This window comes from Paracoccus seriniphilus (genome assembly GCF_028553745.1).
In the GTDB taxonomy this organism is placed as follows: Bacteria; Pseudomonadota; Alphaproteobacteria; order Rhodobacterales; family Rhodobacteraceae; genus Paracoccus; species Paracoccus seriniphilus.
On the sequence record NZ_CP067131.1, the window covers coordinates 302372 to 325836 of the forward strand.

The window sequence follows — 23465 nt, forward strand, 5'->3', positions numbered from 1 at the left end:
AGATCAGCCTTTCTTCTCGGGGAAGACGGATTGCAGCTTGCGCCAGTCCTGCATGACATCATCGGCACCCGCGGCCCAGTCGGGATAGGTGTTCAGCGTATCGGCAACCTGTGCAGGCCACCAGCAGGGGTCCGCGCAGCCGTAAAGATCGGCCTCCATCGGCTGACACAGGTTGGAAACGGCGCCAAAGGCGTCCACTTCCCATCCGGGATCGAAAGATGTCGTGCAACCCACCAGGGCGTTCATCGCGACGACCTCGTCCTCGCGGCCTTCAGCCTCGGCTTCGACAAAGGCCTTGGCCTTGGCGTTTGCGGGGGTCAGATGTTTCATTGCGGAAGAACCTCCTTGGCGGGGCCGGATCGCGTGATCCGGGGTTCAAGCTGGCTACGGAAGAAATCGGGATTGGCGCGCATGATGCGGACATAGGATTCAATGCCGAAATCGACCCATTCCCGCATCAGATCGCAATAGTGATAGACCGGCGCAAAGGCATCGCCCTGGCGCGAATAGCTTTCGTGATAGCACCCGCCCGCACAGATCGAACGGATGCGACAGGTCTTGCATCCATAGGCGCTGCGATCCTGAGCCTTTTCGATGAAGGCAGCCAGCTTCGGCACGTCGATACCCTTGTCGACATTGCCATATGTCGGCTCGTCCGATCCGACGAAACGGTGACACAGATGCAGATCGCCCTCCAGATCCACTGCCAGCATGCCCAGCCCCGCTCCACATGGCACCTGTTTCTTGGTGCCCTGGGCAATATCGGTCAGCAGCTGGTGCATATTGGAGAAGCCGATGTTCTCACCCCGGCAGGCCGCGTCGACATAGCGTTGACCCAGTGCCATCATGTCGTCAAAGACCCGCTTCAGGGCAGTTTCATCCAGATTGAACACCGCAATGGGGCCGGATGTCGCCGGTCCGAAGCCGACCTCGGCAAATCCCAGGTCGTTCTTGAGGTGATCATGGATCCCGATGACATCGGTCACGCCGCGCGTCAACGTCACCCGCACTCCGACCGGCCGTGCCCGATAGCGCGACAGCAGCATCCGTACCTTGCGCGACACAAGGTCATAGGTGCCCTTCCCGCCCACGGTCTTGCGGTTCATGTCATGCAGGGCCTTGGGACCATCCATCGACACGGTCAGCGCAAAGCGATGTTCGTTGAACCAGTCGACCATTTCCTCGGTCAGCAACGTCGCATTGGTCGTCAGCGAGAAATCGACCGTCTTGCCGACTTCGCGGGCACGCGGCGTGGCATAGGCCACGACCTCGCGGATCAGCGGCATGTTCGACAGCGGCTCGCCACCAAAGAAGACCACATTGACCCGGTCGCGATCCACGGCCTGTTTCAGCAACAGCTCAAATGAGGCACGTGCCGTTTCAAAGGCCATTTTCTGGCCCTTGGCCGGCGTGGTCAGATCCTCCTTGTAGCAATAGGTGCAGGCCAGATTGCATCCCGTATTGACGTTCAGGATGATCGTGGACAGCGGTATTTCCTCGACCTTGACAATCGGGCGGGGAATCTCGGCCGCTTCGGCATCGCGCAGAATGTCCAGCGCCATGAAGCTTTGCAGGCATTCACCCAGATCATCCGGGCTGTGACGATCGCCCAGACGGGCCTTGAGCACCTCGGCATCGACGGCGGGGGTTTCAGAGAACAGATCATAGACGTCCTGCGCAACGGCATCCAGTTCGAACAGGCTGGTTGTGGGCGGATGCATCAGCATCGCATAGCCATCAACATCGACGCGATGGGCGTTGTGGCGGATCAGTGTCAAAGCAGACATGGCAGAACCTCAGCGAATTGGCGCATCGACAAAGCGCTGCACGGTTGCGTAAAGATGCGCCTCGGCGGTCAGCGGTGCTTCACCGGCATCGACCGTTGCGATCACTTTCAGATTGCCCGCATTGTTGGTTTTCATGGGACGTTCGGGATTGGGGCCCGCATCCGCAGGCATGAACAGGCCGTGCTCGTCGATTTTGCCGGCGAATTTGGCATCCTCCATGGCGGCTGCGGCCTCGTCGAAATTGTCGGTCTGCCAACTGGCGTCAAAGACGCCTAGCGCGATGTCATCCTCGGTCGCGGGTTCCTTGTCTGGGCCATTCAACCAGCCCCATGCCTCGAACTGGGCCGGAGCCTTGGGGATGGCGCCCCCGCCCCCGCCGATCCGCGCCATGGCCATATCGGGCACGACGGAGATCCGGTCGGGCTGGGTATAGGCCACCAGTTCAATCGTCTGGTCGCCCAGTTTCAGCGCGAACGGCCCGGGCTCTGTTGTCGCAGTAACGGTCACTTCGGTGACGCCATCGCCCATCGGCGTAACCGTGGCCTGAACGCCCGCGGGCAGGGTCAGTTGATCGCCCAGCCCGGGTCCGGCCACGCGGATCACCGTTTCCTGACCGATCTTTACCCGCGTGGGCGTTGCCGCCAGAACCTCGGGGGTGCCATCGGCGGGAACCGCCGTGATACGTCCGCCGATCATGTCGCGATCGGTTTCATACCAGCGCCCGCTGATCCGCCCATCTTCAGTGATCGCAAAGACCTGACGAATGGAGGTCGTGCCATCCGAAAGTGTAGCGCGCCATTCGCCCTCACCCAGAATGCGCCCCGTGCCCGTGAAGGTCCGACTGCCATCGGCAAAGTTCAGGACCATGGTCACATCATAGTCACCCTCTGCCGCCGCAAGGACAAGCGTTCCGGTGTAATCGCCCCGACCGGGCTGGCGACCGGCAAGCAGGTAATCCCCCGATGCATCGCCAGCAAAGGCTGCGGGCGCGTCACCCAGGGGATAGGTCTTGGCCAGGAAGGGGATGATTTCCGCCTTGGCGATCCCCCACCAGTCTCGGTCACGTGCCAGAGCCTGATATTCCAGCGTCGGGAACTGACCCAGATGGAAATTGACCAGATGTTGCCAGTCCTCGGCACTGCGTCGCTGCAGGGCAACACGCGCATAGGAATGACAGCGCCCGCAGGTCTGGGTCATCAGATCATCCGGGCCGGTGTCAAAAGCGACCGGCTCTCGTTCCAGAATATAGCGTCGCTCGGCAGTTTCCTGCAGGGTCAGGCCGCGCGTGTCGGAGAGATAGCGGACAATGGCATCGCGCTCATCCGCTTCAAGATGGACATCGTGATTGCGCATCATACGCGCCACGGTCATGTCCCAGCCTTCAGGCGTCTTGCGCACGGCATCGATACGCTCATAGCCGCCGTCTTCGCTCGCGGCATGGCAGGCGGCGCAGGTGTTTTCCAACACCTCTTCACCGGTGACCGCCATTGCCGGATTCGCGACACTCAGCGCGCCAAGGGCGCAGCTTGTCACCAAGGCTGATCGGATAAGTGGCTTCATCTTGCTGCTTCCTCTGGCTCGGCTGGCGATCCGGCGCAGGGCCGGACCCGATTTGATGCCCCTCAGAAAAACGTGGGTTCCTCATCCATACTTGTCATTCCCGGCCACAGTTGCGACGCTTTGACGCGCGGCAGGGCTTTGGCCGACATTGTCAAGTTGTTTGCCTGCATATGCGGCGAAGCTGCCAATGAGCTGAACAGTTGTGGAAGATCATGACGCAAGGGGACGATCTGATTGTTCTTGGCGGAGGCCCGGCAGGCGCCATTTCCGCGCTGCTGGCTGCGCGCGACGGCCTGCGGGTCAGATTGATCGATCCCTGCAACACCCCCCCGCGCCTTGAAGGGCTGAGCCCGCGGCTGAGACATTGGCTGTCAGGACAGGGTTTGCTGAAAGGCTTTGACAAGATACATGGCCCGCTGCGCCGAACCGTGGATTGGGCCGGCATCAGTGACAGCAATTCCGAATTCGTCATCTTCCGCGACGCTCTGGACCAGCATTTGCGCCGGGCGGCCCGTGATGCCGGGGCGACCCTGATCCGCGACAGCGGCAGCCCCGAAAGCGGCGGCGTCATCCTGTCCTCTGGCGGACATCTGCCCGCGGCAATGGTGATAGATGCACGCGGACGCAAGGCCGGGCGCGCGGGAGCACAGGGCGCGGCGACATTGGCCTTCAGCGGCTGGCTGCAAGGTCCGGGGTTGACAGCCGGGGTCAGCCTGACCGCGATTGCAACCGGCTGGGTCTGGCGCGTGGCCCTGGCTGACGGTCGCATCTGGGCGCAGACGGTAATGGATGCCGCAGGTCATGGCGATCCGGCCGAGCGGTTTCTGAACGGCGTCGCGCTGGCGGATCCCGAACTTCGCCAAGCACGCCTCGAAGGCGCCGTGTCCGTCCGCGCCGCGCAACCCCGCCTGCCCGTTGCGGTCGAGGATCTCTCGGTTCTGCCGGTCGGTGACGCGCTGGCGTCAATGGATCCGTTGTCGGGGCATGGGCAATTCTGGGCCGTGTCCAGCGCGCTGGCCGTGGCGGCCGTGCGCCGCAGCCTTGCCGCCTGCCCCGGCCCCGAAACCGAAGACCTTTGCCGCAAGTTCCTGAACCGTCGCGCCGTAGGGACCGGCCTGCATCAAGCGCGGGTGGGGCGCGACTTCATCCGGTCCGAGCAACGCTTTGCCGATCAGCCGTTCTGGAAACGCCGCGCCGCTTTTCCGGATTCCCTTGCCAGCAGCACCCCCAAGGCAGAAATCGGGATTGATGAGGCCATCGTGGTCGAAAAAGGGCTGCTGACGCGGCGCGAGGTCTTGAGAACTCCACGTTCACCGGAAGGGGTCGCCTGGTTCGGCCCGGTTCCCGCTGTCGAGGCCTGGCAGGTCTATCAGCAGGGCGGTTTGCATGGGCTGAATGCGAGATGGGGAAACTGGGCCCGCCGTATCGAACAGGCGCTGGCGCAGGAAGGCCGGCCTTCGAACTGATCCGAAATCTGCCCACAGGCAAGGCACCGCTCACGGTGTGAAAGCCGCGCCACGCTTGACAACCAACCGCGCCAAAGGGCTTTACAAGGAAAGGTTCTACGAGACTGGCAGGGATGAAACGCAAGAAGGTTACACTTGAACAGGTTGCCCGCGCGGCCGGAGTTTCGCGCGCGACAGTGTCATTGGTCGTGCGAAAATCTCCGCTTGTCGCCGAAAAGACCCGTGAAAAGGTCGAAGAGGTGATGGCCCGGATGGACTATGTCCGCGATCTGGGGGCGGCGCGGATGCGCAGCAATCTCAGCCGGACGGTCGGGGTCATCGTCCCCAATCTGATCAACAGTTTCTTCACCGAGTTTCTCTCGGGCGTCGAAACCGTCATGGGCGAGGAGGACCGGGTTGTCCTGCTGGCCAACAGCCAGGACGATGCGGCCCGCCAGGACGATATTCTGCAGCGCTTCCGGGGGCATGGTGTTGATGGCGTCATCCTGTGCCCCGCCGTCGGCACGCCGAACGACCTGCCCCGGCGGATGCGCAACTGGGGCCTGCCATTGGTTCAGTCCCTGCGTGAAATCGGCTCGGGCAGCAGCGACTATGCAGGTGCCGACTACATCGCGGGCACGCAGCTTGCCGTTGAACATCTGGTCGCGCGGGGGCACCGCCGCATTGCCTTTCTTTCGGACCAGACAGCAACCTCGGCCCGCCGGGAAAGGCTGGCTGGATTCAATGCCGCTCTGACCCGCTTCGGCGCAGACAATGCCGGCACTGTCGAGACCGAACTAAGCTGGAGCGGTGCGATGCAGGCCGCCCGAGAGATCATCGCCCTGCCCGGTTCGCCAAGCGCCGTGTTGTGTTTCAATGACATTCTGGCCGCCGGGCTGATGTCGGGGCTGCGCCAGAACGGCGTTGCGCCAGGACCCGATCTGGCGGTCATGGGGTTGGACGATCTGCCTCTGGCACAGTTGACGCATCCCGCACTCAGCAGCGTCGCGATGAGGCCCGACCGTATTGGCGCTGCCGCCGCGCGGCAACTGGCCCGACGCATTGCCGAGCCTGATGCCGAAATCACCCGCAGCATCATCGCCCCCCAGCTTGTCATCCGCGACAGCACCTGAGTTGACTTGACCCTGCTGCCAATTTAGAACGTTCCAAATTCATCAGTCCGGATGTCGAAGACCATGAACCGCCCGACAGTCTTTCAGCTTGCCATCCTCGAACCACCCGAGATGCAGGCGCAACTGGAAAACCTGTATGAGGTGGTCAGCGATATCGACGCCGCCTCGCATGCCGAGATTGTCGTGACGGCGGGAAATGTTGGTCTGTCGGGCGCCCAGATGACCGCCCTGCCGGCGCTGAAGCTGATCGCCGTCAATGGCGTCGGAGTCGATGCCGTTGATCTGCACGAGGCCGCACGGCGCGGCATTGCCGTGACGACGCCCCCCGACGTTCTGTCCCTTGCGGTTGCAGAGATGGCGCTGGCACTGGCGCTGGATGCGGGCCGTCGCATGTCCGAAGGCGACCGCTTTATCCGCCGTGGCGGATGGGTCAGCGAAGGCAAGCTGGGCCTTGGTCGATCGGTGCTGACGAAACATGCCGGTATTCTTGGTTATGGCCGCATTGGTCGTTGCCTCGCCGACCTGTTGCGCGGCATGGGGATGCAGGTCAGCTATACCGCGCGCGGCGAGAAAGCCGACAGCCCCGACCGGTTTTTTGCGGATGCACAAAGTCTTGCCACTGAATGCGATCTGCTTTTCGTGACGGCAGCGGGCGGCGCGGGCACGAAAGCTCTGGTCGATGGAAATGTGCTGCGGGCACTGGGACCGGACGGAATTCTAGTCAATGTCGCACGCGGCCCGGTGGTCGACAGTCAGGCACTGGCTGACGCCCTGTGCAAAGGCATGATTGGTGCCGCCGGGCTGGATGTCTTTGACGATGAACCCAATGTCCCGCAATGCTTGCTGGATGCGCCCCATTGCGTTCTCACGCCGCATATCGCCTCGGCCACCACCCAGGCACGACGCGCCATGGCGCAGCTGGTTCTGGACAATGTTGCCGCGCATGTCGCCGGCCGTCCCCTGCCGACCCCATACAAGGATTGAGAATGCGCTACCTATCCATTGGTGAACCTCTGGTCGAATTCACTGCCCGCCCCGACGCCGAGTCAACCTTTGAGCGTCGCGCGGGTGGCGACACGCTGAATACGGCGATCTATCTGTCTCGCCTGATGGGGCCGGGCACGGTCGGCTATCAATCCTGCCTGGGCGATGATCCGCAAAGCATCTGGCTGCGCGACCTGATCGAAGCCGAAGGCATCGACGTCACCCCGCTGGCGATGCGCCAGGGCGCGCGCCCCGGTCTGTATTTCATCACCACCGATGAACAGGGCGAGCGCAGCTTTACCTATTGGCGCAGCCAGTCCCCGTTCCGCGATCATTTCACCGATCCGGCCTCGCTGGAGATTCTGGAATCGGCCGAAATCCTGTTCCTGTCTGCAATCACACTTGCCGTCTTGCGCCCGGATGGCCGCGCCAATCTTCTGGCCGCGCTGCAGCGGCGCCGCGATGCCGGCGCTCAGGTGATCTTTGACACCAATTACCGCCCCGTCCTTTGGGAAAATGCCGAAACAGCCGGTGAATTCATCATGCAGGCAGCCCGGATCGCAAGCTTGCTTCTGCCCTCATGCGATGATCTGGAGGCCTGTTTCAAGGCTGCCGATCCCGAGGACGCCATGCGCCGGCTGATGGCCGAGACCGAGGCCGAGATCGTCATGACAACTGGCGGCGATGCCGTGTTGCGTCGTGCGCCAAGGGCGGATCATTTCGAGCGCCACCCTCTTCCACCCGCGGTCAAGGCCGTGGATACGACCGGCGCCGGGGACAGCTTCAACGCCGCCTATATCGCAGCGCGCGACAAGGGGCTGACACCCGAGGATGCCATTGCAAAGGCGGCCGAACTGGCCTCGGTCGTCGTTCGCCACAAGGGGGCAACCATTCCCCGCAGCGCCATGCCGCAACTGTTCGACTGACGTTTGTAAAAGGCCTGATCGGTCGCCCCCGTCCCGATGCGGAACGGGGGCTTTTCCTTGAGATCAGAAAGGGCTGTCGGGGAAATAGAAGTCTTCCGCATTCTCGGGCGTCACCAGGACCGAACCGATGATGAAATCACCCGATACCGGCGCATTCGAGACCAGCCCGACCGCGGTGACCTCGATCGCGGTGGCGATCATCGAGGGCGGATAGGTGACATCGGCAGGGATCATGCTGTCATTGTCCATGACGCGCTTGATCATCTCTTTCATGCCGGCACCGCCCAGAACGAATTTGACATCATCGCGTCCCGCCGCGTCGATTGCCCCCAGCACGCCAACCGCCATGTCATCATCCGAGGCCCAGACCGCGTCGATCTGCGGATATTTGGACAGGAAATCCTGCATGACCGTAAAGGCATCATCGCGGTTCCAGTTGCCATGCTCCATGCCAAGGACCTCGATCCCCGAGCCTTCGATGGCCTGCTGAAACCCCTCGACCCGTTCATTGTCGATCGAAGTCGGAATACCGCGCAGCACGACAATCTTGCCGCCATCGGGCAGAGCCTGCGCCATGAACTCACCCGAGACACGCCCGAAGCCCGGGTTGTCACCCGCCACATAGAGATCCTCGATGCCATCGACGGACAGGCCACGGTCAACCACCGTCACCCATGCACCGGATTGCTTGACGTTCTGCACCGGGCCGGTCAGCGGCTCGGATTCAAAAGGCAGCACGACCAGCGCGTCGATATCGCGGGTGGCGACCATATCCTCGATGTCATTGACCTGCTTCGAAGGATCCGAGGCTGTCGCCAGCACGAAATCAAGCTGGGGATAGACCTCTTCCAGACGCTCCACGGCCTCTTGTGCAAAATAGTTCATGCCCCCGGCCCAGCCATGTGTCGCGGCTGGAATGGACACGCCGATCACCTTGGTGTCGTCCTGGGCGAATGCCGGGGCCGCAAGGGCCGCCGCCACCGCAAGTCCGGATACAAAATGTTTCATGATTACCTCCCGTTTGATGGTGCCGGTCTAGCCGGCAGCCTTGCTTTCGCGCTGCAATACAACAGCGAGAACGATGATGGCCCCCTGAATTGCGCCATTCAGATAGGGCGATACGAAATCGGTCAGATTCAGAAGATTGCCGATCAGCGACAGGATCAGAACCCCGATCACCGTCCCCCAGACGCGCCCGAAACCACCCTTCAGGACCGTGCCGCCAATGATCACGGCAGCAATGGCCTCAAGCTCCCAGAGAACGCCGGTTGCCGATGATGCCGAACCCAGCCGGGGCACATACATGATGGTCGCCACCCCCACCAGAACCCCAAGGGCCGCATAGGTCATCAGGCGCACATGGCCCACGCGCACGCTGGAATAGCGCGCCACCTGATCATTCGAACCGATGGCCGCGCAATGGCGCCCAAAGGCGGTGGAGCGCATCACGACCTCGCCCACGACCACGACCAGCGCAAAGACAATGATAGGCCAGCTGATGCCCATGATGCCGCCATAATAGACCGGCTGATAGAAACTGCGCAGCGTGAAATCCAGCGACAGCGTCCCGCCATCGGCCAACCATGTCACCAGGCTGCGATAGATCCCCATGGATCCCAGCGTGACAATGAATGGCTCGATCCCCAATCGGGTGATCAGCAGGCCGTTCAGCAATCCCGCCGCCAGCCCGGCAATCAACGCCGTCGCCATGCCCAGCAAGACCACCGGAATGCCGACCCCCAGCGCAGGCAGGGCGGTGTTCATCATCAGGATCATCAGTCCCGCGATGAAGGCCGCCATTGATCCTACCGAAAGATCCAGCCCGCCGGCGGTGATCACGAATGTCATGCCCACCGCGATGATCCCGATAAAGGCCGAACGCGCCAGAACATTGGTGATATTGTCCCAGCCCAGAAAATTCGGATTCATCAATGTGCCTGCGACCAGAAGCGCGATCAGACCCAGCACCGGACCGATCACCGACATTGACAGGCGCCGCTCTGCGATGGCTTTCATTGCGTCATCTCCCTTGCAGGGGTGTTTCCGCCCACCCCCATGGCCAGCCGGACAATGGCGTCCTCGCTGGCCTCTTCGTCCTGCAATTCGCCCATGATCCGGCCCTGGCGCATCACGATGACCCGGTCGGCCAGACCGATGACCTCTTGCATCTCGGATGAGATGACCACGATGGCCTGACCCGCGCGCGCCAGTTGGCGGATGAATTCATACATCTGTTGCTTGGTGCCGATATCGATGCCGCGCGTCGGTTCATCGATGATCACGATCCGGGGTTCTGCCAGCAGGGTCTTGGCAAACAGCAGTTTCTGCTGATTGCCACCCGAGAGGTTCTTGATCAGCGACTCGCGATGTCCGCGAATGTCGAAATCAGCGATTGCCTTGTCCAGCGCAGCCTCTTCACCCTTGCGGTGGATACGCCCCCTTTCGACGAAACGCTCCAGCGTCTGCAGGGTCAGGTTTTCGCGCATGCCCTTTTCCAGCAACAGGCCGCGTGTCTTGCGATCTTCGGTCAGATAACACATCCCCAGTGCCTGAGCCTGCCACGGCTGGTCAATGCGGACCTTCTGGCCGAAGATGCGGATATCTCCGGTCGCGGGGCGCAGGCCACATAGACCCTCGAAGGTCTCGGTCCGACCCGAGCCGATCAATCCCGCAATCCCAAGGATTTCACCCTGACGCAGCGACAAGGAGATGTCGCTGGCATAGCCCGGAACGTTCAGATTTCTGATCTCAAGGGCCATATCGCCCTTTTCACCCAGTTTCGCGGGGAACAGATCCGACATTTCACGCCCGACCATGGTCGTCGCCATTCCATGTTCGTCCATATCTGCCGCAGCGCCCGACCAGACCACACGCCCGTCGCGCATGATCGTCAGGTCGTCAGCGATTTCGCAGACCTCGTCCAGTTTGTGCGAGGTGAACAGAATGGCCGTCCCTGCCTCGCGCAGCGCCCGCACCTGCCGCAAGAGGACCGCGGTTTCCGAGCGGGTCAGAACTGCAGTAGGCTCATCCATGATCAAAACGCGGGTGTCGCGCAGCAGAGCCTTGGCGATCTCGACCATCTGCTTGTCGGAATTGGACAGGCCCGAAACCACGGCGTCAGGAGAAACCGGGCAATCCAGTCGCCCCAGCAACTCGCGCGTCTTGTTCCGCATCGTGGCCTTGTCGAGGAACATCCCCCGCTTCAGCTCGCGCCCCAGAAAGATATTCTGTTCGACGGTCAGCTGTTCGGCCAGATTGAATTCCTGATGGATCATCGAAATGCCATGGCTTTCGGCCTCGGCAATCGTACGCAGATGCGCCACCTGCCCATCCAGCAGGACGTCACCGCTGGAAGGCGGCTGATAACCCGCCAGAATCTTCATCGTCGTCGATTTTCCCGCGCCATTCTCTCCGATCAGCGCATGGACTCGACCGGGGCGCAGCGCGATGTCGACATCATGCAGCACCTCGATCGGGCCGAAGCTGCGGCTGACCTGACGCAGTTCGAGAGCCGCTTGGCTCACAACGACACCCATGCCGCGTCCTGTGCCGAAGACCGGATGCAGGCGTCGATGAACCGCATTCCGGCAAGCCCCGCCTCGATGCCTGGCAACAGATCCAGAACCGGATCGCGCTGGCCCTGTTGCGCGGCGCGAATTGCGCGGGCTGCGCCAGTGTAGATATTGGCAAATCCTTCCAGATAGCCCTCGGGATGGCCGCCCGGAATCCGCGATAGGGCATTGGCGGCGTCGCCTGCCCCCGCTCCGGCGCGGGTCAACAGGCGCTTGGGTTCTCCGAATGGCGTGAACCACAGATAGTTCGGATCTTCCTGCGCCCATTCAAGCCCGCCCTTTTCACCATAGACGCGCAGCTTCAGGCTGTTCTCGTTCCCCGGCGCGACCTGACTGCACCACAACATGCCCCGCGCGCCGCCATCAAAGCGCAGCATCACATGGGCGTTGTCATCGACGCGGCGCCCCTCGACAAAGCTCTGCAGATCTGCCGCCAGCTTCTCGACACCTTGCCCGGAAACGAAACAGGCCAGATTATGCGCGTGGCTGCCGATATCCCCGACCGCGCCGCCCGCCCCCGAACGCTCGGGGTCGGTGCGCCATTCCGCCTGTTTGTTGGTGCCGGTCTGTTCGGCGGCCTCGGTCAGCCAATCCTGCGGATATTCGACCTGGACGACCCGAATGCGGCCAAGATCGCCCGAGGCGACCATGTCGCGCGCCTGACGGATCATCGGATAGCCGGTATAGTTATGTGTCAGTATGAACAGCGCATCCGAGGATTTCACCGCATCGGCCAGATCAGCGGCCTGTTGCATGGTCGCCGTCAGGGGCTTGTCGCAGATGACATGAATGCCCTGCGCCAGAAAGGTCCTGGCGGCCGCTGCATGAACATGGTTCGGCGTGACGATCGAGACGGCCTGAATGCCATCAGATCGTGCAGCCTCGGCCTCGGCCATCTCCTGAAAGCTGCCATAGCAGCGATCAGGGTCCAGCCCCAGCGCCGCGCCGCTTTCGCGCGATTTTTCCGCAGTCGAGGACAGGGCTCCGGCCACAAGGTCGAATTCCCCGTCGATACGTGCGGCAATGCGATGGACACCACCGATAAAGGCATCCTTGCCGCCACCAACCATTCCCAGTCTGATCCGTGTCATCTTCAGATCCCCAGCATCCGGCGATTGGCAGCATCATTCGTGCCGCCCCCCGCAAAATCGTCAAAGGCCTTCTCGGTCACGCGAATGATGTGATCACGCACAAATGCCGCGCCTTCACGGGCACCATCCTCTGGGTGCTTCAGACAGCATTCCCATTCGACCACGGCCCAGCCATCGAAGTCATTCGCGGTCATTTTCGAGAACACCGCCCCGAAATCCACCTGACCGTCGCCAAGCGACCTGAAGCGCCCGGCGCGATTCACCCATGACTGAAAGCCGCCATAGACACCCTTGCGGCCATTGGGATTGAACTCGGCATCCTTGACGTGGAACATCCGGATCCGGTCCTTGTAGATGTCGATATTGTCCAGATAATCCAGACATTGCAGGATGTAATGCGAGGGATCATACAGCATGCAGGCCCGCGCATGATCTCCGGTGCGGCTCAGGAACATCTCGTAACTGTCGCCGTCATGCAGGTCTTCGCCGGGGTGGATTTCATAGCAGATATCGACTCCGCAATCCTCGGCATGATCCAGCAAGGGACGCCAGCGCGCGGCCAGTTCGTCAAATGCAGCCTCGACCAGACCAGCAGGCCGCTGTGGCCATGGATAGACAAAGGGCCAGGCCAGCGCGCCCGAAAAACTGGCCATTGCGCCAATGTCCATATTGCGCGAGGCGCTGAGCGCCATCTTGACCTGCTGGACGGCCCATTCCTGACGTGCCGTGGGATTGCCACGCACTTCGGGCGCCGCGAAGCCGTCGAATGCCTCGTCATAAGCGGGATGAACCGCGACCAGTTGCCCCTGCAGATGAGTCGAAAGCTCGGTCACTTCGACTCCGTTCTGCGCGGCAATGCCCTTGAATTCGTCACAGTAATCCCTGCTCTGGGCTGCTTTTTCCAGATCTATCAGCCGCCCGTCCCAGCTGGGCACCTGGACACCCCTGTATCCGCAATCCGCGGCCCATTTCGTGATGCTGTCCCAGCTGTTGAAAGGCGCCTCATCGCCTGCAAACTGTGCCAGAAACAGGGCCGGTCCCTTGATCGTCTTCATGTTTTCCTCCTCCCCGATCCGGTCAAACGTAACGATTGACCAGATTTTCCAGAATTTCCTGACGGCCCGAGACCGGCTGCGGGTCCAGCCCCTGGGCCATGGCCTTGTCGGCAATGGATTCAAGCGAGGATCCCGCGCCCAGCATCGCCTGCGCTTCCGGGCGCTGCCAGCCAGCATAGCGCGCGCGCCGCGCGGCCTCGAGCTTGTCATCCTCCAGCATGGCCGCCGCGACCTTCAGACCGCGTGCGCAGACATCCATAGCCCCCGCATGAGCCGCAACCAGATCGACCGGATCCAGCGACTGCCGGCGCAATCTGGCATCGAAATTTGTCCCGCCCGACGCAAACCCGCCAGCCTTGAGAATTTCGTAATAGGCCAGCGCGATCTCCGGCACGTTGTTGGGAAACTGATCGGTGTCCCAGCCGGATTGGTAATCGTTGCGGTTCATGTCGACAGACCCGAAGATCCCAAGGGCATTGGCCATCGCCAGCTCATGTTCGAAGCTGTGGCCCGCCAGAATCGCGTGGCCCTGCTCGATGTTCAGCTTGACCTCGTTTTCCAGCCCATAGCGTTTCAAAAAGCCATAAACGGTGGCCACGTCATAGTCGTATTGATGTTTTGTCGGCTCCTGTGGCTTGGGTTCCAGCAGGATCGCGCCCTTGAAGCCGATCTTGTGCTTGTGTTCGACCACAAGCGACAGGAAACGCCCCATGTGATCCAGTTCCTGCCCCGGATCGGTGTTCAGCAGGGTCTCATAGCCCTCGCGCCCACCCCAGAGAACGTAGTTCTCGCCATCAAGACGATGCGTCACCTCAAGACAGTCACGCACCGTGGCCGCCGCATAGGCAAAGACATCCGGGTCCGGATTGGTGGCCGCGCCGGCCATGTAACGACGATTGGTGAACAGATTTGCCGTCCCCCACAGCAGGCGCGGCCCGCCATTGGCCATCTTCTCGGCGAAGATATCGGCAATGCGGTTCAGACGGTCGCGGCTGACGGCAAGGCTGTCGCCTTCGGGCCGAACGTCGTGATCGTGAAAGCAGAAGAACGGCACGCCCAGAATACGAAAGAAATCGAATGCGGCATCAGCGCGCATGATTGCCAGTTCCATCGTGTCCGCCGGAAACCATGGCCGCTCGAAGGTACGTCCGCCAAAGGGATCGCCGCCCTCCCAGCCAAAGCTGTGCCAATAGGCAACCGCAAAGCGCAGCTGATCCTCCATCCGCTTGCCCATGACCATCTGATCAGGATCATAGTGGCGAAAGGCCAACCCCTCGCTGTCGGGATCGAAGGTCAGGGGGGAAATCGAATCGAAATATCCGCTCATGCATGTTCTCCGTCGCCGGTAGGTCCGGGCAGGTTGTCTTTCAGAAAGATGGTCGGCGTGATCTCGGCCTGCGGGGGAATTTCCCCATCCGCAATCGCCTTCATCGCATCCAGCGCATGGGCGATTTCCTCGGCGGGTTTCTGATCAATGACCGCGTCAATCAGATCACCTTGCAGGGCCGCGCGGGAATGAGGTGACAGTTCGTGCAGAACAACGAAGGGACGCGGGACCTCGATCTGTTCCAAGATGCCGATCAATGCGCGATTGCCTGCGCCGATCGAATAGATGCCCGACACATCCGGGTTGGCTGCCAGCGCGACACTGACATGTTCGCGCATCCGGTCGGCGCGATCCAGCACCTCGATGGGCGGCAAGAGCGTGATCCCGTCGGCTTCGCGCAGAACCTCGGTGACGCCCTGCAGCCTCTCGCGGTGGTCGCGCACGCCCAGCTTGCCGAGAATTGGCAGAATGCGCCCTGGTCGCGTCGAATGGGCCAGCCGGATCAACCGGCCGGCGGTGCGGCCCGCAACGATATTGTTGATCCCGACATAGAGCGCGCGCGCAGGGCTTTCGACATCAGACACCAGCGTGACCACCGCTATGCCCAGATCCGCAAGCCGCGCCACCGCCGCGCCCAGTTCGGGCGAATCCGCGCCGACAATGGCCACGCAATCGCAATCCCCCGCCTCGATCCGGTTCAACAGCCGCGCCAGAGCATCGGCATCCAGAGCAGGCACGTCGTGACATTCGACATTCACGCGATCCAGCGCCCGCGCCTGTCCCTGATCCAGCGCGGCCTTGCGCAGGACCGAGAAGAACCCGTGATCCCCTTGGGGCAGATAGAATCTGAAGCGATAGCTTCTGCGTCGCGACAGATTTGCCGCGTGAATATCGCGACGATAGCCAAGCTCTTCGATGGCGCGCTGGACGCGCAGGATCGACTTTTCGGCCACCCCCCCGCGCTCGTTCAGCACGCGGTCGGCGGTCGAATAGCTGACACCAGCCGCCCGCGCCACATCATGCAGCGTCGGGTTTCGCATGTCCGAATCTCCTCCCAGCCACAACCATTGCGCCCGAAATGACATACGTCAATCATTTTTTGACATACGTATGTCAAAAACAACCTTTCGCAGAACCCGGCGCAGGCTTGCAACGCTGACTGGCGAATGCGTGCCTGCTGGGATGGCGCAGTGTCATTGGTCAGATCGTGGCAATAATCCGCGCAAATTAACGGAAAGATGCCAAGGAGGGACGCTCTCGCAAATATGTCTTGCCCGAAATGGAAAGTCGCAAAAGACTGGAAGATAAGCTGGGTTCGGTCACAGCGACAGTTCCCAAGCCATTCACTTAGTTTGACCTGTTTAACCGGAACCGTTCTGATGCCAACATTTTTCCAGACCTATCAAACCGAAGTTGACGACGGAGTTGTCGTAAGCTCGACGCTCATAACCATCGCACTGTATGAACCGGGTGAGACCATCGATCCCAATGATGGGGCCACGATCCGCATAACAGATGACAACACAGATGGGCTGGTCAGCAGAGCGGAATTTGCCGCCGCGACCGGAGGGGGCGGATTGGGCCTGAATGGCGGTGCCGATGGGGAGGACGCGGTTCTTTGGGATGGCTCAACCGGGTCATCCAATACCGGGTTCCTGTATAGCGCCACTCAGTACAATCCCGGTGACAATGTCGATGAGCTTATCGATGCGCTTCCATCAAATTTCCCCCCGGTTGCCCTCGACGGATTATCGATACCTTGCTTTACCGCCGGCACATTGATCGACACGCCATCCGGCCCCCGCGCCATTGAAACCCTTGCCGAAGGTAGCCTTGTCCTGGCCCGTTCTCCCGCCCCCTGTTCAGGCAATGAGACGCGGATCCTGCGCAAGATCTTCCGGCGCAGGATCGATTCAGCGCAACTGGCAAGCAACCCCAAGCTGCGCCCGGTCAGAATCATGGCGGGAGCTTTAGGCAACGGCTTGCCAAAGCGCGATTTGATCGTCTCGCGACAGCATCGGATACTCGTGCGATCTCCTGTCGTCGAAAGAATGTTCGACAGGAAGGAAGTGCTTGTCGCTGCAATACGTCTGACAGCACTCCCGGGGATATTCGTCGACGAGTCCATTCAGGACGTCGAATATTTCCATCTGGTCTTCGATCAGCATGAAGTGATCTTCGCCGAGGGCGCGCAAAGCGAAAGCTTCTATACCGGTCCCCAAGCCCTTCACGCATTAACCAAAGAGGCCCGCGAGGAAATCCTGACACTGTTCCCTGACCTGGAAAACTCCGCACGGCCCTCGAATTGGTTTATCCCGGCTGGGCGTTTGCAGAACAAGTTGTTGGAGCGGCATGTGAAAAACGGAACTCCGGTCCTGAACGACATGTATTAGGAAAGACGGCAAAGGCGCCGCTTCCAAACCCAATCAGAGCCGCGAAATCTGGCGGGTGAGGCTCTCCCCAGTTTCGGCGTTCTGGAGCACCTGCGACCGTTGGCAGCCGTAGGTGTTCCGCAACCTGTATCCTTGGCAAAACCATGCCGGCGTTGACGATATGAATGCGCCCCGACGGCACCAATGTGCCGACGACATCAGGATCGGCCCGGTCATTTCTGCGCTTCCCTTTGACAGTCTTGACGAGGTGGTGACCCGCGCCAATGCCACGCCCTATGGTCTGGCCGCCGGGGTCTTCACGACCCATCTTGGCACCGCTCACAAGCTGGCGCATCGGCTCAGGGCGGGATCGGTCTGGGTCAACATGTATCACGCCATCGACCCTGCCGTTCCCTTCGGGGGTGTCAAGATGTCGGGCTATGGCCGTGAAGGCGGGACCGAGCACATGGAAGAATATCTCGACACCAAGGCGATCTGGATCAACACCGACTAGCCCCGGCCCGCCCTTACGGGGCAACAGCCCCATTTCGGCCCAGCTCGGTGCGGATCAGATCCATCAGCTGTTGCGAGTAATTGTGAGGCACATGGCCACGCGCGGTGATGATCCCCACCGCGCGCTCGGCGCCCTCATCCGTCAATGGCAGGACCCGGAATGCGCTGGTCGGCAGCATCGGCACCGCGATAAAGGGGACCACAGCAACCCCCAGCCCGGCCGCCGCCAGGGTGATCGCCGTATAGGCATATTGCACCTCATACTGGATATTCAGATCCAGATCGCCGCTGATCCGGTCCAGCAGCCCCCGCGCCGCCGTCTGCCGGTCCAGCACGATCAACGGGAAAGAGGCGATATCGGCCAGTGAAAACGACGCGGCCCCTTCATCGAATTCCGCCGGAATGCATACCGCGAAACGGTCTTTCAGGATCGGTTCGAAATGGAAATCCGACATGTTGGGAACTTCGGGTCCGACATAAAGCTCGACCTGCTGTTCGCGCAGGAAGGTCAGCGCATCCATCGGCGGCGTTTCCTTGAGATTGATGACCGAGCGCGGATAACGCAGCTTGAAGGTGGCAAGGATATTGCCCAGGCGGGTCGCGGCCAGGGTCGGGGCGCAGCCGATGCTGACATGGCTGCGCCGCTGTGCCGCGACATCCGACAGCCGGTCAAGCCCGGCCTGCACGCCCGCCATCGCCATGCGCACCTGCTCGTAAAGGATCGCGCCCGAGGGGGTCAGATTGGCCGATTGCGGCGTGCGCACGAAAAGGCTGACACCAATCTGTTCTTCCAGATCCCTGATCTGCATCGACACGGCCGAGGGCGAGCGGTTGCTCTCTTCGGCCGCGCGGCGAAAGCTGCCATGTTCTGCCGCCAGCTGAAAGGTCTGCAGAAGTTTCAGATTGATATTGCTTGCACTCATCGCCCTTGGTTCTCCTTTCCGCATGGGTCGCGGAACCGCCTTCAGGGCTGCATGACTGTCACGGCATCAATGCACCGCCGCGAACATGATCTTCTCTTCCGATGCCTGAGAGGCAAGTATCTCTTCCACGATCTTGCCACGCTTCGCAACAAGGATACGATCCGACACCGCCATGATCTCAGGCAGATAGGAAGAAATAACCACGACCGCCAGACCCTGATCCGCCAGGTCCTGGATCAGCTGGTGGATTTCGACGATCGCCCCGACATCGACCCCACGCGTAGGCTCATCAAAGATGATCAGCTTCGGTTTCTGAATCAACGACTTGGCAATGACCACCTTCTGCTGGTTGCCTCCCGATAACTCGATCATGCGGGCACGTTCCGAAATCGCGCGCAGATGCAGCTTTTCGCCCCATTCCCGCGCCAGTTCCGCCGCCCGGCTCATCGTCACCGGCGTCACCGGGTTCGAGGCTGTCGACAGTTCCGCCAGCAGCATGTTCTGACCGGGGGTCATGGTCTCGAAGAAACCGTCATGCTTGCGGTCTTCGGTGACATAGACGATGCCGTCCCGCATTGCAGGACGTGGCACTCGATAGCGAACCGGCTTGCCGTTCAGCCGCACCTCTCCACCATACATGAAGTCTCGCTTCATCACACCGGAAACGATCTTGGCCATCTCAGTCCGTCCGGCGCCGACCAGGCCGAAGATGCCTGTGACCTGCCCGCCAAAGACGGAAAATGAAGAATTGCGCACCATTCCCCCACAGGACAGGTTTTCGACGCTGAGAACCTTTTTCCCATAGGGGCGTGGCTCGCGTCGGGCGACGCCGTGCAAGGTCTCGGTCAGGTTGCGTCCTACCATTGCCTGCACAATGGATTCCCGCGTGAATTCCTTGGCATCCCCCGTGACCACCAGTTCTCCATCGCGCAGGACCGTGATCCGGTCCGAGACCTCCAGTGCCTCTTCCAGCGCGTGACTGATGAAGATGATTGCCACGCCCTTGGCCTTCAGCCGTCCGATCAGCGAAAAGAAATGCCGCTTTTCTTCCGGTGTGAGGGTCGCGGTCGGTTCATCAAAGATGATGACGCGCGCATTGTGGTGAACCGCACGGGCAATCTCGACCATCTGTTTCTGTGCCGCTCCCAGCGTCGAAACCTGGGCCGTCGGATCGACCTGAAAGCCCATGCTGACCAGAAACTGCCGCGCGTCGATATAGAGCCCGCGCAGGCGGTTGAACATCTTTTCATCGCCCAGGTAGATGTTTTGTGCCACGGTCATGGCGGGAACCAGATTGGTTTCCTGAAACACCATGGCCACCCCGGCGCGCAGCCCTTCGGACGGCGCGCCAAGAGTGACCTCTTCCCCGTCCAGCAGCATCTTGCCGGAGTTCAGCCGATAAACCCCGGCCATCACCTTGGTCAGCGTAGATTTTCCCGCGCCATTCTCGCCCAGAAGGGCGTGGATCTCGCCCTTGCGCAATGTGAAATCGACATTCTTGAACGCGGCAATCCCTCCGAAGGATTTGGTCGCGTCCTGCATTTCAATGATATTGTTCACGCCTCATTCCTCCCGTGCGACATCGTCCAGCCGCAAAATCCGCCCCGCGCCGCGCGAGGCGACGTAAAGCGCATCCCCGCGTTCGCAGACAGAAACACAGCCATGCGCCGACCCGTCCGCGCGTGAATGGAAACTGCGGATCGGGCGCATCTGCGGATCGCATTGCACCACCAGCCCATAGGAACGGGTCGCGGCATAGGGTTTCATCACCCCCATCTGCTTGAGCTGGCTGCCCTGCATCGGCTCGCGGAACGAAACACCAGAGGAAAGCGACGGTGCCATCCAATAGGCTTCGGGAACTTCCGCCAGCATCCGGCGCCGATAGGCGTCCTCTCGCAGAATGAATTCCACAAGCTGGTTGCGCACCGAGTAAAAGCTCAGCCAATAGCCGGCATTCACCGCCGGGGCGATGCGCGCAGGATAGGCGGGCAAATGTTCCAGAACCGGCGCGCTGTGCCTGGTTTCCAGATCGACCGACAGGATCCGGTGGCGCCAGCTTTCGGTCACCCAGATACGTTGCGATCCGGTCGTCGCCACGCCGGATGCCCATCCAAGTCCACTGAGGATGCGCGTTGCCTTGCCGCTGACAAGATCCAGCCGCCACAGGCTGCCGCTGCTGCCCTTTTCCATCAGGTCGCGGCGCCAGTGGGTCGCCATGTTCTCCTCGGACCCTTCGGTCACAAGCAGCGTCTCGCCATCCAGAAAGGCCAACGAGGTGGGATGTTTCGGTCCCGCGCTTGCCGTCCCGTCAAACCTTTTGCCGTCATGCTGGCCGCCATGGATGACAATGCCCTGTCCATCCACACCAATGGCCAACATTCCCTTGCCCCATGCCATGGCGCTGACCGTTGCGGGCAGATCCAGAAGCACCGTCTCGCCTCCTTCGTGCCAGTCCAGCCGCCGGATTTCTGTACCGGTGGAACAGATCAGCCCCTTGTCGGTGGCCACCAGGTTGTCGGCATCGGTGATCTCCGCGAAACGCACAGCCTCGTCCAGAGCGGTGTTAGGCATCAGCGGCCCGTCCAGAATGGGCACCGTGATCGCGGCCTCGGCACGGCCCAGGCGACGGTCGATGAAACGTCGGATCATGGTCATGCCGGTTTCCCCCAATAGCTGTCGACTCCGCACCAGGTCTGATCGGCGTCGGGCAGTTTCAGCGTCCCCATGCGGTTGTTGAAGATCCCGCACAGATAGAGCGTGCCCTTGTGTTCGCGCATTGAGGTGATCATCGGGTGTTTCTGACCGCCCAGATCCCACAGGCTTTCCAGAATTTCGCCCTTTTCATTGAATCTGAGCACGCAACCGGTGTTCAGGTTCGGCATCAACCACGAGTCCTCGGACACCCGCCGCGCCATGCGCCGTCTGAAGCCCGGCATTTCCAGCGAGAGATCAAGCGCCGGGGTCCGCGATCCCATCAGCGCAAGCCAATAGGTTCCGTCCGACGCGCGATTGATGTTGTCGGGATAGCCCGGCAGGCCCTCGATCACGCGCTCCACTTTTCCCTTCTTCGGTCCTGCATAATAATAGCGGTTGATCCGGCAGGCCCAGCTTTCGGCGAAGAGCACCGACTCTCCATCGTAAGAGGTGCAGACCCCGTTGGGGAAGATCAGGTCGTTGACGATTGTGCGCGTGCTGTTGGTCTTGGGATCAAAGCAGATCAGTCGCCCGTTGCCCCGGCTTTCCAGTGCATCGGCATACCAGTCATGCATCTCGAAACGGATCGTCGCCTCGGAAAAGATGATCCGCCCGTCGGGAAGGATGTCGCAGTCATCGGCAAGTTTCATCACCGAGTCATCGGCAACCGAGGTCCAGCTGCGGTTGGTTTCTGCGGTTTGCAGGCTGACCTCGCCCTGGGGCGTGATACGGTAAAGACCCATTCCGCCGACGCAGACCGACATGTTCCCGTCAGCGTCAAACAGCATTCCCATTGGCGCACCACCGATATGGGCAAACACCTCGTGCCGCGTATAGTCCGGCGGAAACCACCGCAGAATGTCGCCATGTCGCGATCCGGTGTAAAGATTGTCGTCGCGGTCAAAGATCACATCTTCGGCCCCGTCCAGGATGCCCAGCCCGATGACACCCACATCCTTCAGGCGGTCATTGGGCTTCATCGGACCTTCATCGGTCGAAATCGCCGGCGGCATCTTGTTGAATGTGGGCGAGATATAGACCGCGCGCAGCAGCTTGTGGCGGTTCTTGACCCAACGCACATCAAGGAACACGGCAACAACCAGGATCAGGCCCAGAAGCAACGAGTTGACCGGACCCGGTATCCCCAATGACAGCAGAGAGTTGGACAGCAGAAGAACGAAAACCGTCCCCATCAGCGCCTTGGACACCGATCCACGCCCGCCTCCCAGCGAAATGCCGCCAAGCACCGTTGCGGTCAGCGCCTGAAGCTCGAGCCCTGCACCGATGTCAGAGGCTGCAGAACCGATGCGGGCAGCGAACAAAAAAGCCGCCAGCGCCACAAAGCCGGAACAGATCACATAGGCCGAAAATACCGTCCAGCGCACATTGATCCCGGCATTATGCGCCGAACGGCGCGCGCCGCCCACTGCCATCAGCCGCCAACCATAACGACCACGCGACAGCACGATATGCAGCGCGACCGAGATCGCCGCCATCACCAGAAACGAGACCGGCAATCCCCAGACCAGCCCGATGCCCAGAAATTCGAACCAGCCCGACTCGGGATAGTTCATGACGATATCGGTCGATATCTCGGGAAAAACGATGTCGAAGATCGACCGATAGATGATCAGCGTGACGAGCGTGGTCAGGAATGCCCGCATCCGCAGCACGCCGACCATCAGGCCGTTGATCATGCCACAGCACATCCCGACAGCCATCGTCGCCAGAAGGCCGGTGGCAAAACTCGCCCCCTGCACATTCATGGCATAGAGCGCGGTGGTCACGGTAAGCGCAAAGGTAGAGCCGACCGAAAGGTCGATTCCACCCGAGATCATCACGATGGACAGTCCCAGAACGATGAGTCCCAGTTCCGCCACCTGAGCGGAGAGAATGGACAGCGTGCCGAAGTCGAAGAACCGGGGCACGATGGGCCCGAAGATCGCAACGATCAGCAGCAGCGCGAAGAAGGGGATCGCGCTGTCCGACCATTTCTTGTTCAGCAATTCGCCCAGGACGTGATCGGGCAAATACCGATACCGCCATCGCACAAGGGTTTCCGTGACGCTCATTCGGGCATTCC

The 23465-nt window shown here is 61.0% G+C and carries 19 protein-coding genes and 1 pseudogene; 6 read left to right on the top strand and 14 right to left on the bottom strand.

Annotation, left to right across the window (positions count from 1 at the left end):
- Nucleotides 1-3 precede the first annotated feature (3 nt).
- From qhpC to peaA, 3 genes are read right to left on the bottom strand one after another with little or no spacing between them, the layout of a single operon-like run.
- Nucleotides 4-330 carry a quinohemoprotein amine dehydrogenase subunit gamma QhpC gene (qhpC, locus tag JHW44_RS17780; RefSeq protein WP_089345654.1) on the bottom strand — a complete coding sequence of 109 codons (327 nt, stop codon included), beginning with the start codon at nt 328-330 and terminating at the stop codon, nt 4-6.
- Nucleotides 327-1787: a quinohemoprotein amine dehydrogenase maturation protein gene (gene peaB / locus JHW44_RS17785; RefSeq protein WP_089345655.1), complete on the bottom strand. Its 1461-nt coding sequence runs from the start codon at nt 1785-1787 to the stop codon at nt 327-329. Before peaB ends, qhpC begins: the two co-directional genes overlap by 4 nt.
- A 9-nt stretch (nt 1788-1796) precedes the next feature.
- Nucleotides 1797-3347 (bottom strand): quinohemoprotein amine dehydrogenase subunit alpha, encoded by a 1551-nt coding sequence (gene peaA / locus JHW44_RS17790; protein ID WP_089345656.1) that lies wholly within the window; start codon nt 3345-3347, stop codon nt 1797-1799.
- Between the two features lie 212 nt (nt 3348-3559).
- Between peaA and qhpG the strand changes: the two genes are divergently transcribed.
- The 4 genes from qhpG (at nt 3560) to JHW44_RS17810 (ending at nt 7835) form a co-directional block, all read left to right on the top strand.
- Nucleotides 3560-4813 carry a flavin-dependent monooxygenase QhpG gene (gene qhpG / locus JHW44_RS17795; protein WP_089345670.1) on the top strand — a complete coding sequence of 418 codons (1254 nt, stop codon included), beginning with the start codon at nt 3560-3562 and terminating at the stop codon, nt 4811-4813.
- Between the two features lie 113 nt (nt 4814-4926).
- Nucleotides 4927-5925, top strand: coding sequence for a LacI family DNA-binding transcriptional regulator (locus JHW44_RS17800; RefSeq protein ID WP_089345657.1), 999 nt, complete (start codon nt 4927-4929; stop codon nt 5923-5925).
- 63 nt (nt 5926-5988) lie between these two features.
- On the top strand, nt 5989-6909 hold the full coding sequence (locus JHW44_RS17805; protein WP_089345671.1) for a 2-hydroxyacid dehydrogenase: 921 nt from the start codon (nt 5989-5991) through the stop codon (nt 6907-6909).
- A 2-nt stretch (nt 6910-6911) separates the two neighbouring features.
- Nucleotides 6912-7835: a sugar kinase gene (locus JHW44_RS17810; RefSeq protein WP_089345658.1), complete on the top strand. Its 924-nt coding sequence runs from the start codon at nt 6912-6914 to the stop codon at nt 7833-7835.
- 63 nt (nt 7836-7898) lie between these two features.
- Here the strand turns inward: JHW44_RS17810 and JHW44_RS17815 are convergent, their stop codons facing one another.
- The 7 genes from JHW44_RS17815 to JHW44_RS17845 are packed head-to-tail and all read right to left on the bottom strand — an operon-like array spanning nt 7899 to nt 15920.
- Nucleotides 7899-8843 carry an ABC transporter substrate-binding protein gene (locus JHW44_RS17815; protein WP_089345659.1) on the bottom strand — a complete coding sequence of 315 codons (945 nt, stop codon included), beginning with the start codon at nt 8841-8843 and terminating at the stop codon, nt 7899-7901.
- Between the two features lie 27 nt (nt 8844-8870).
- On the bottom strand, nt 8871-9851 hold the full coding sequence (locus JHW44_RS17820; protein ID WP_089345660.1) for an ABC transporter permease: 981 nt from the start codon (nt 9849-9851) through the stop codon (nt 8871-8873).
- Complete coding sequence (locus tag JHW44_RS17825; RefSeq protein WP_089345661.1) at nt 9848-11371, bottom strand: sugar ABC transporter ATP-binding protein; 1524 nt, start codon at nt 11369-11371, stop codon at nt 9848-9850. Before JHW44_RS17825 ends, JHW44_RS17820 begins: the two co-directional genes overlap by 4 nt.
- Nucleotides 11356-12498 (bottom strand): Gfo/Idh/MocA family protein, encoded by a 1143-nt coding sequence (locus tag JHW44_RS17830; protein WP_218822614.1) that lies wholly within the window; start codon nt 12496-12498, stop codon nt 11356-11358. The genes JHW44_RS17825 and JHW44_RS17830 overlap by 16 nt, the downstream gene beginning before the upstream one ends.
- Before the next feature lie 2 nt (nt 12499-12500).
- A complete protein-coding gene (locus tag JHW44_RS17835) occupies nt 12501-13553 on the bottom strand; it encodes a sugar phosphate isomerase/epimerase family protein (protein WP_089345662.1) in 1053 nt (350 codons plus the stop codon).
- A 22-nt stretch (nt 13554-13575) separates the two neighbouring features.
- Nucleotides 13576-14880, bottom strand: a complete 1305-nt coding sequence (gene xylA, locus JHW44_RS17840) for a xylose isomerase (protein ID WP_089345663.1) — start codon at nt 14878-14880, stop codon at nt 13576-13578.
- Nucleotides 14877-15920 (bottom strand): LacI family DNA-binding transcriptional regulator, encoded by a 1044-nt coding sequence (locus JHW44_RS17845; protein WP_089345673.1) that lies wholly within the window; start codon nt 15918-15920, stop codon nt 14877-14879. The genes xylA and JHW44_RS17845 overlap by 4 nt, the downstream gene beginning before the upstream one ends.
- A 339-nt stretch (nt 15921-16259) precedes the next feature.
- Here JHW44_RS17845 and JHW44_RS17850 point away from each other — a divergent pair, with 339 nt between their 5' ends.
- Both JHW44_RS17850 and JHW44_RS17855 read left to right on the top strand, forming a co-directional pair.
- Complete coding sequence (locus JHW44_RS17850; protein WP_089345664.1) at nt 16260-17273, top strand: Hint domain-containing protein; 1014 nt, start codon at nt 16260-16262, stop codon at nt 17271-17273.
- Nucleotides 17274-17463: 190 nt separating this feature from the next.
- Nucleotides 17464-17766: pseudogene (locus JHW44_RS17855) on the top strand (aldehyde dehydrogenase family protein); the annotation flags it as partial.
- Nucleotides 17767-17779: 13 nt separating this feature from the next.
- Here the strand turns inward: JHW44_RS17855 and JHW44_RS17860 are convergent.
- The 4 genes from JHW44_RS17860 to JHW44_RS17875 form a co-directional block, all read right to left on the bottom strand.
- Complete coding sequence (locus tag JHW44_RS17860) at nt 17780-18688, bottom strand: LysR family transcriptional regulator (RefSeq protein WP_089346219.1); 909 nt, start codon at nt 18686-18688, stop codon at nt 17780-17782.
- Nucleotides 18689-18754: 66 nt separating this feature from the next.
- Nucleotides 18755-20248 carry a sugar ABC transporter ATP-binding protein gene (locus JHW44_RS17865; RefSeq protein WP_272850344.1) on the bottom strand — a complete coding sequence of 498 codons (1494 nt, stop codon included), beginning with the start codon at nt 20246-20248 and terminating at the stop codon, nt 18755-18757.
- A gap of 3 nt (nt 20249-20251) precedes the next feature.
- Entirely contained in the window at nt 20252-21343 is a 1092-nt protein-coding gene (locus JHW44_RS17870) for an SMP-30/gluconolactonase/LRE family protein (RefSeq protein ID WP_089346113.1), read from the bottom strand.
- Nucleotides 21340-23454, bottom strand: coding sequence for an ABC transporter permease (locus JHW44_RS17875; RefSeq protein WP_089346098.1), 2115 nt, complete (start codon nt 23452-23454; stop codon nt 21340-21342). Before JHW44_RS17875 ends, JHW44_RS17870 begins: the two co-directional genes overlap by 4 nt.
- Nucleotides 23455-23465: the final 11 nt, after the last annotated feature.

Excerpts from the sequence above, each read along its gene's own strand:
- qhpC (WP_089345654.1), bottom strand. The coding sequence starts at position 330 with ATGAAACATCTGACCCCCGCAAACGCCAAGGCCAAGGCCTTTGTCGAA.
- peaB (WP_089345655.1), bottom strand. The coding sequence starts at position 1,787 with ATGTCTGCTTTGACACTGATCCGCCACAACGCCCATCGCGTCGATGTT.
- peaA (WP_089345656.1), bottom strand. The coding sequence starts at position 3,347 with ATGAAGCCACTTATCCGATCAGCCTTGGTGACAAGCTGCGCCCTTGGC.
- qhpG (WP_089345670.1), top strand. The coding sequence starts at position 3,560 with ATGACGCAAGGGGACGATCTGATTGTTCTTGGCGGAGGCCCGGCAGGC.
- JHW44_RS17800 (WP_089345657.1), top strand. The coding sequence starts at position 4,927 with ATGAAACGCAAGAAGGTTACACTTGAACAGGTTGCCCGCGCGGCCGGA.
- JHW44_RS17805 (WP_089345671.1), top strand. The coding sequence starts at position 5,989 with ATGAACCGCCCGACAGTCTTTCAGCTTGCCATCCTCGAACCACCCGAG.
- JHW44_RS17810 (WP_089345658.1), top strand. The coding sequence starts at position 6,912 with ATGCGCTACCTATCCATTGGTGAACCTCTGGTCGAATTCACTGCCCGC.
- JHW44_RS17815 (WP_089345659.1), bottom strand. The coding sequence starts at position 8,843 with ATGAAACATTTTGTATCCGGACTTGCGGTGGCGGCGGCCCTTGCGGCC.
- JHW44_RS17820 (WP_089345660.1), bottom strand. The coding sequence starts at position 9,851 with ATGAAAGCCATCGCAGAGCGGCGCCTGTCAATGTCGGTGATCGGTCCG.
- JHW44_RS17825 (WP_089345661.1), bottom strand. The coding sequence starts at position 11,371 with ATGGGTGTCGTTGTGAGCCAAGCGGCTCTCGAACTGCGTCAGGTCAGC.
- JHW44_RS17830 (WP_218822614.1), bottom strand. The coding sequence starts at position 12,498 with ATGACACGGATCAGACTGGGAATGGTTGGTGGCGGCAAGGATGCCTTT.
- JHW44_RS17835 (WP_089345662.1), bottom strand. The coding sequence starts at position 13,553 with ATGAAGACGATCAAGGGACCGGCCCTGTTTCTGGCACAGTTTGCAGGC.
- xylA (WP_089345663.1), bottom strand. The coding sequence starts at position 14,880 with ATGAGCGGATATTTCGATTCGATTTCCCCCCTGACCTTCGATCCCGAC.
- JHW44_RS17845 (WP_089345673.1), bottom strand. The coding sequence starts at position 15,920 with ATGCGAAACCCGACGCTGCATGATGTGGCGCGGGCGGCTGGTGTCAGC.
- JHW44_RS17850 (WP_089345664.1), top strand. The coding sequence starts at position 16,260 with ATGCCAACATTTTTCCAGACCTATCAAACCGAAGTTGACGACGGAGTT.
- JHW44_RS17860 (WP_089346219.1), bottom strand. The coding sequence starts at position 18,688 with ATGAGTGCAAGCAATATCAATCTGAAACTTCTGCAGACCTTTCAGCTG.
- JHW44_RS17870 (WP_089346113.1), bottom strand. The coding sequence starts at position 21,343 with ATGACCATGATCCGACGTTTCATCGACCGTCGCCTGGGCCGTGCCGAG.
- JHW44_RS17875 (WP_089346098.1), bottom strand. The coding sequence starts at position 23,454 with ATGAGCGTCACGGAAACCCTTGTGCGATGGCGGTATCGGTATTTGCCC.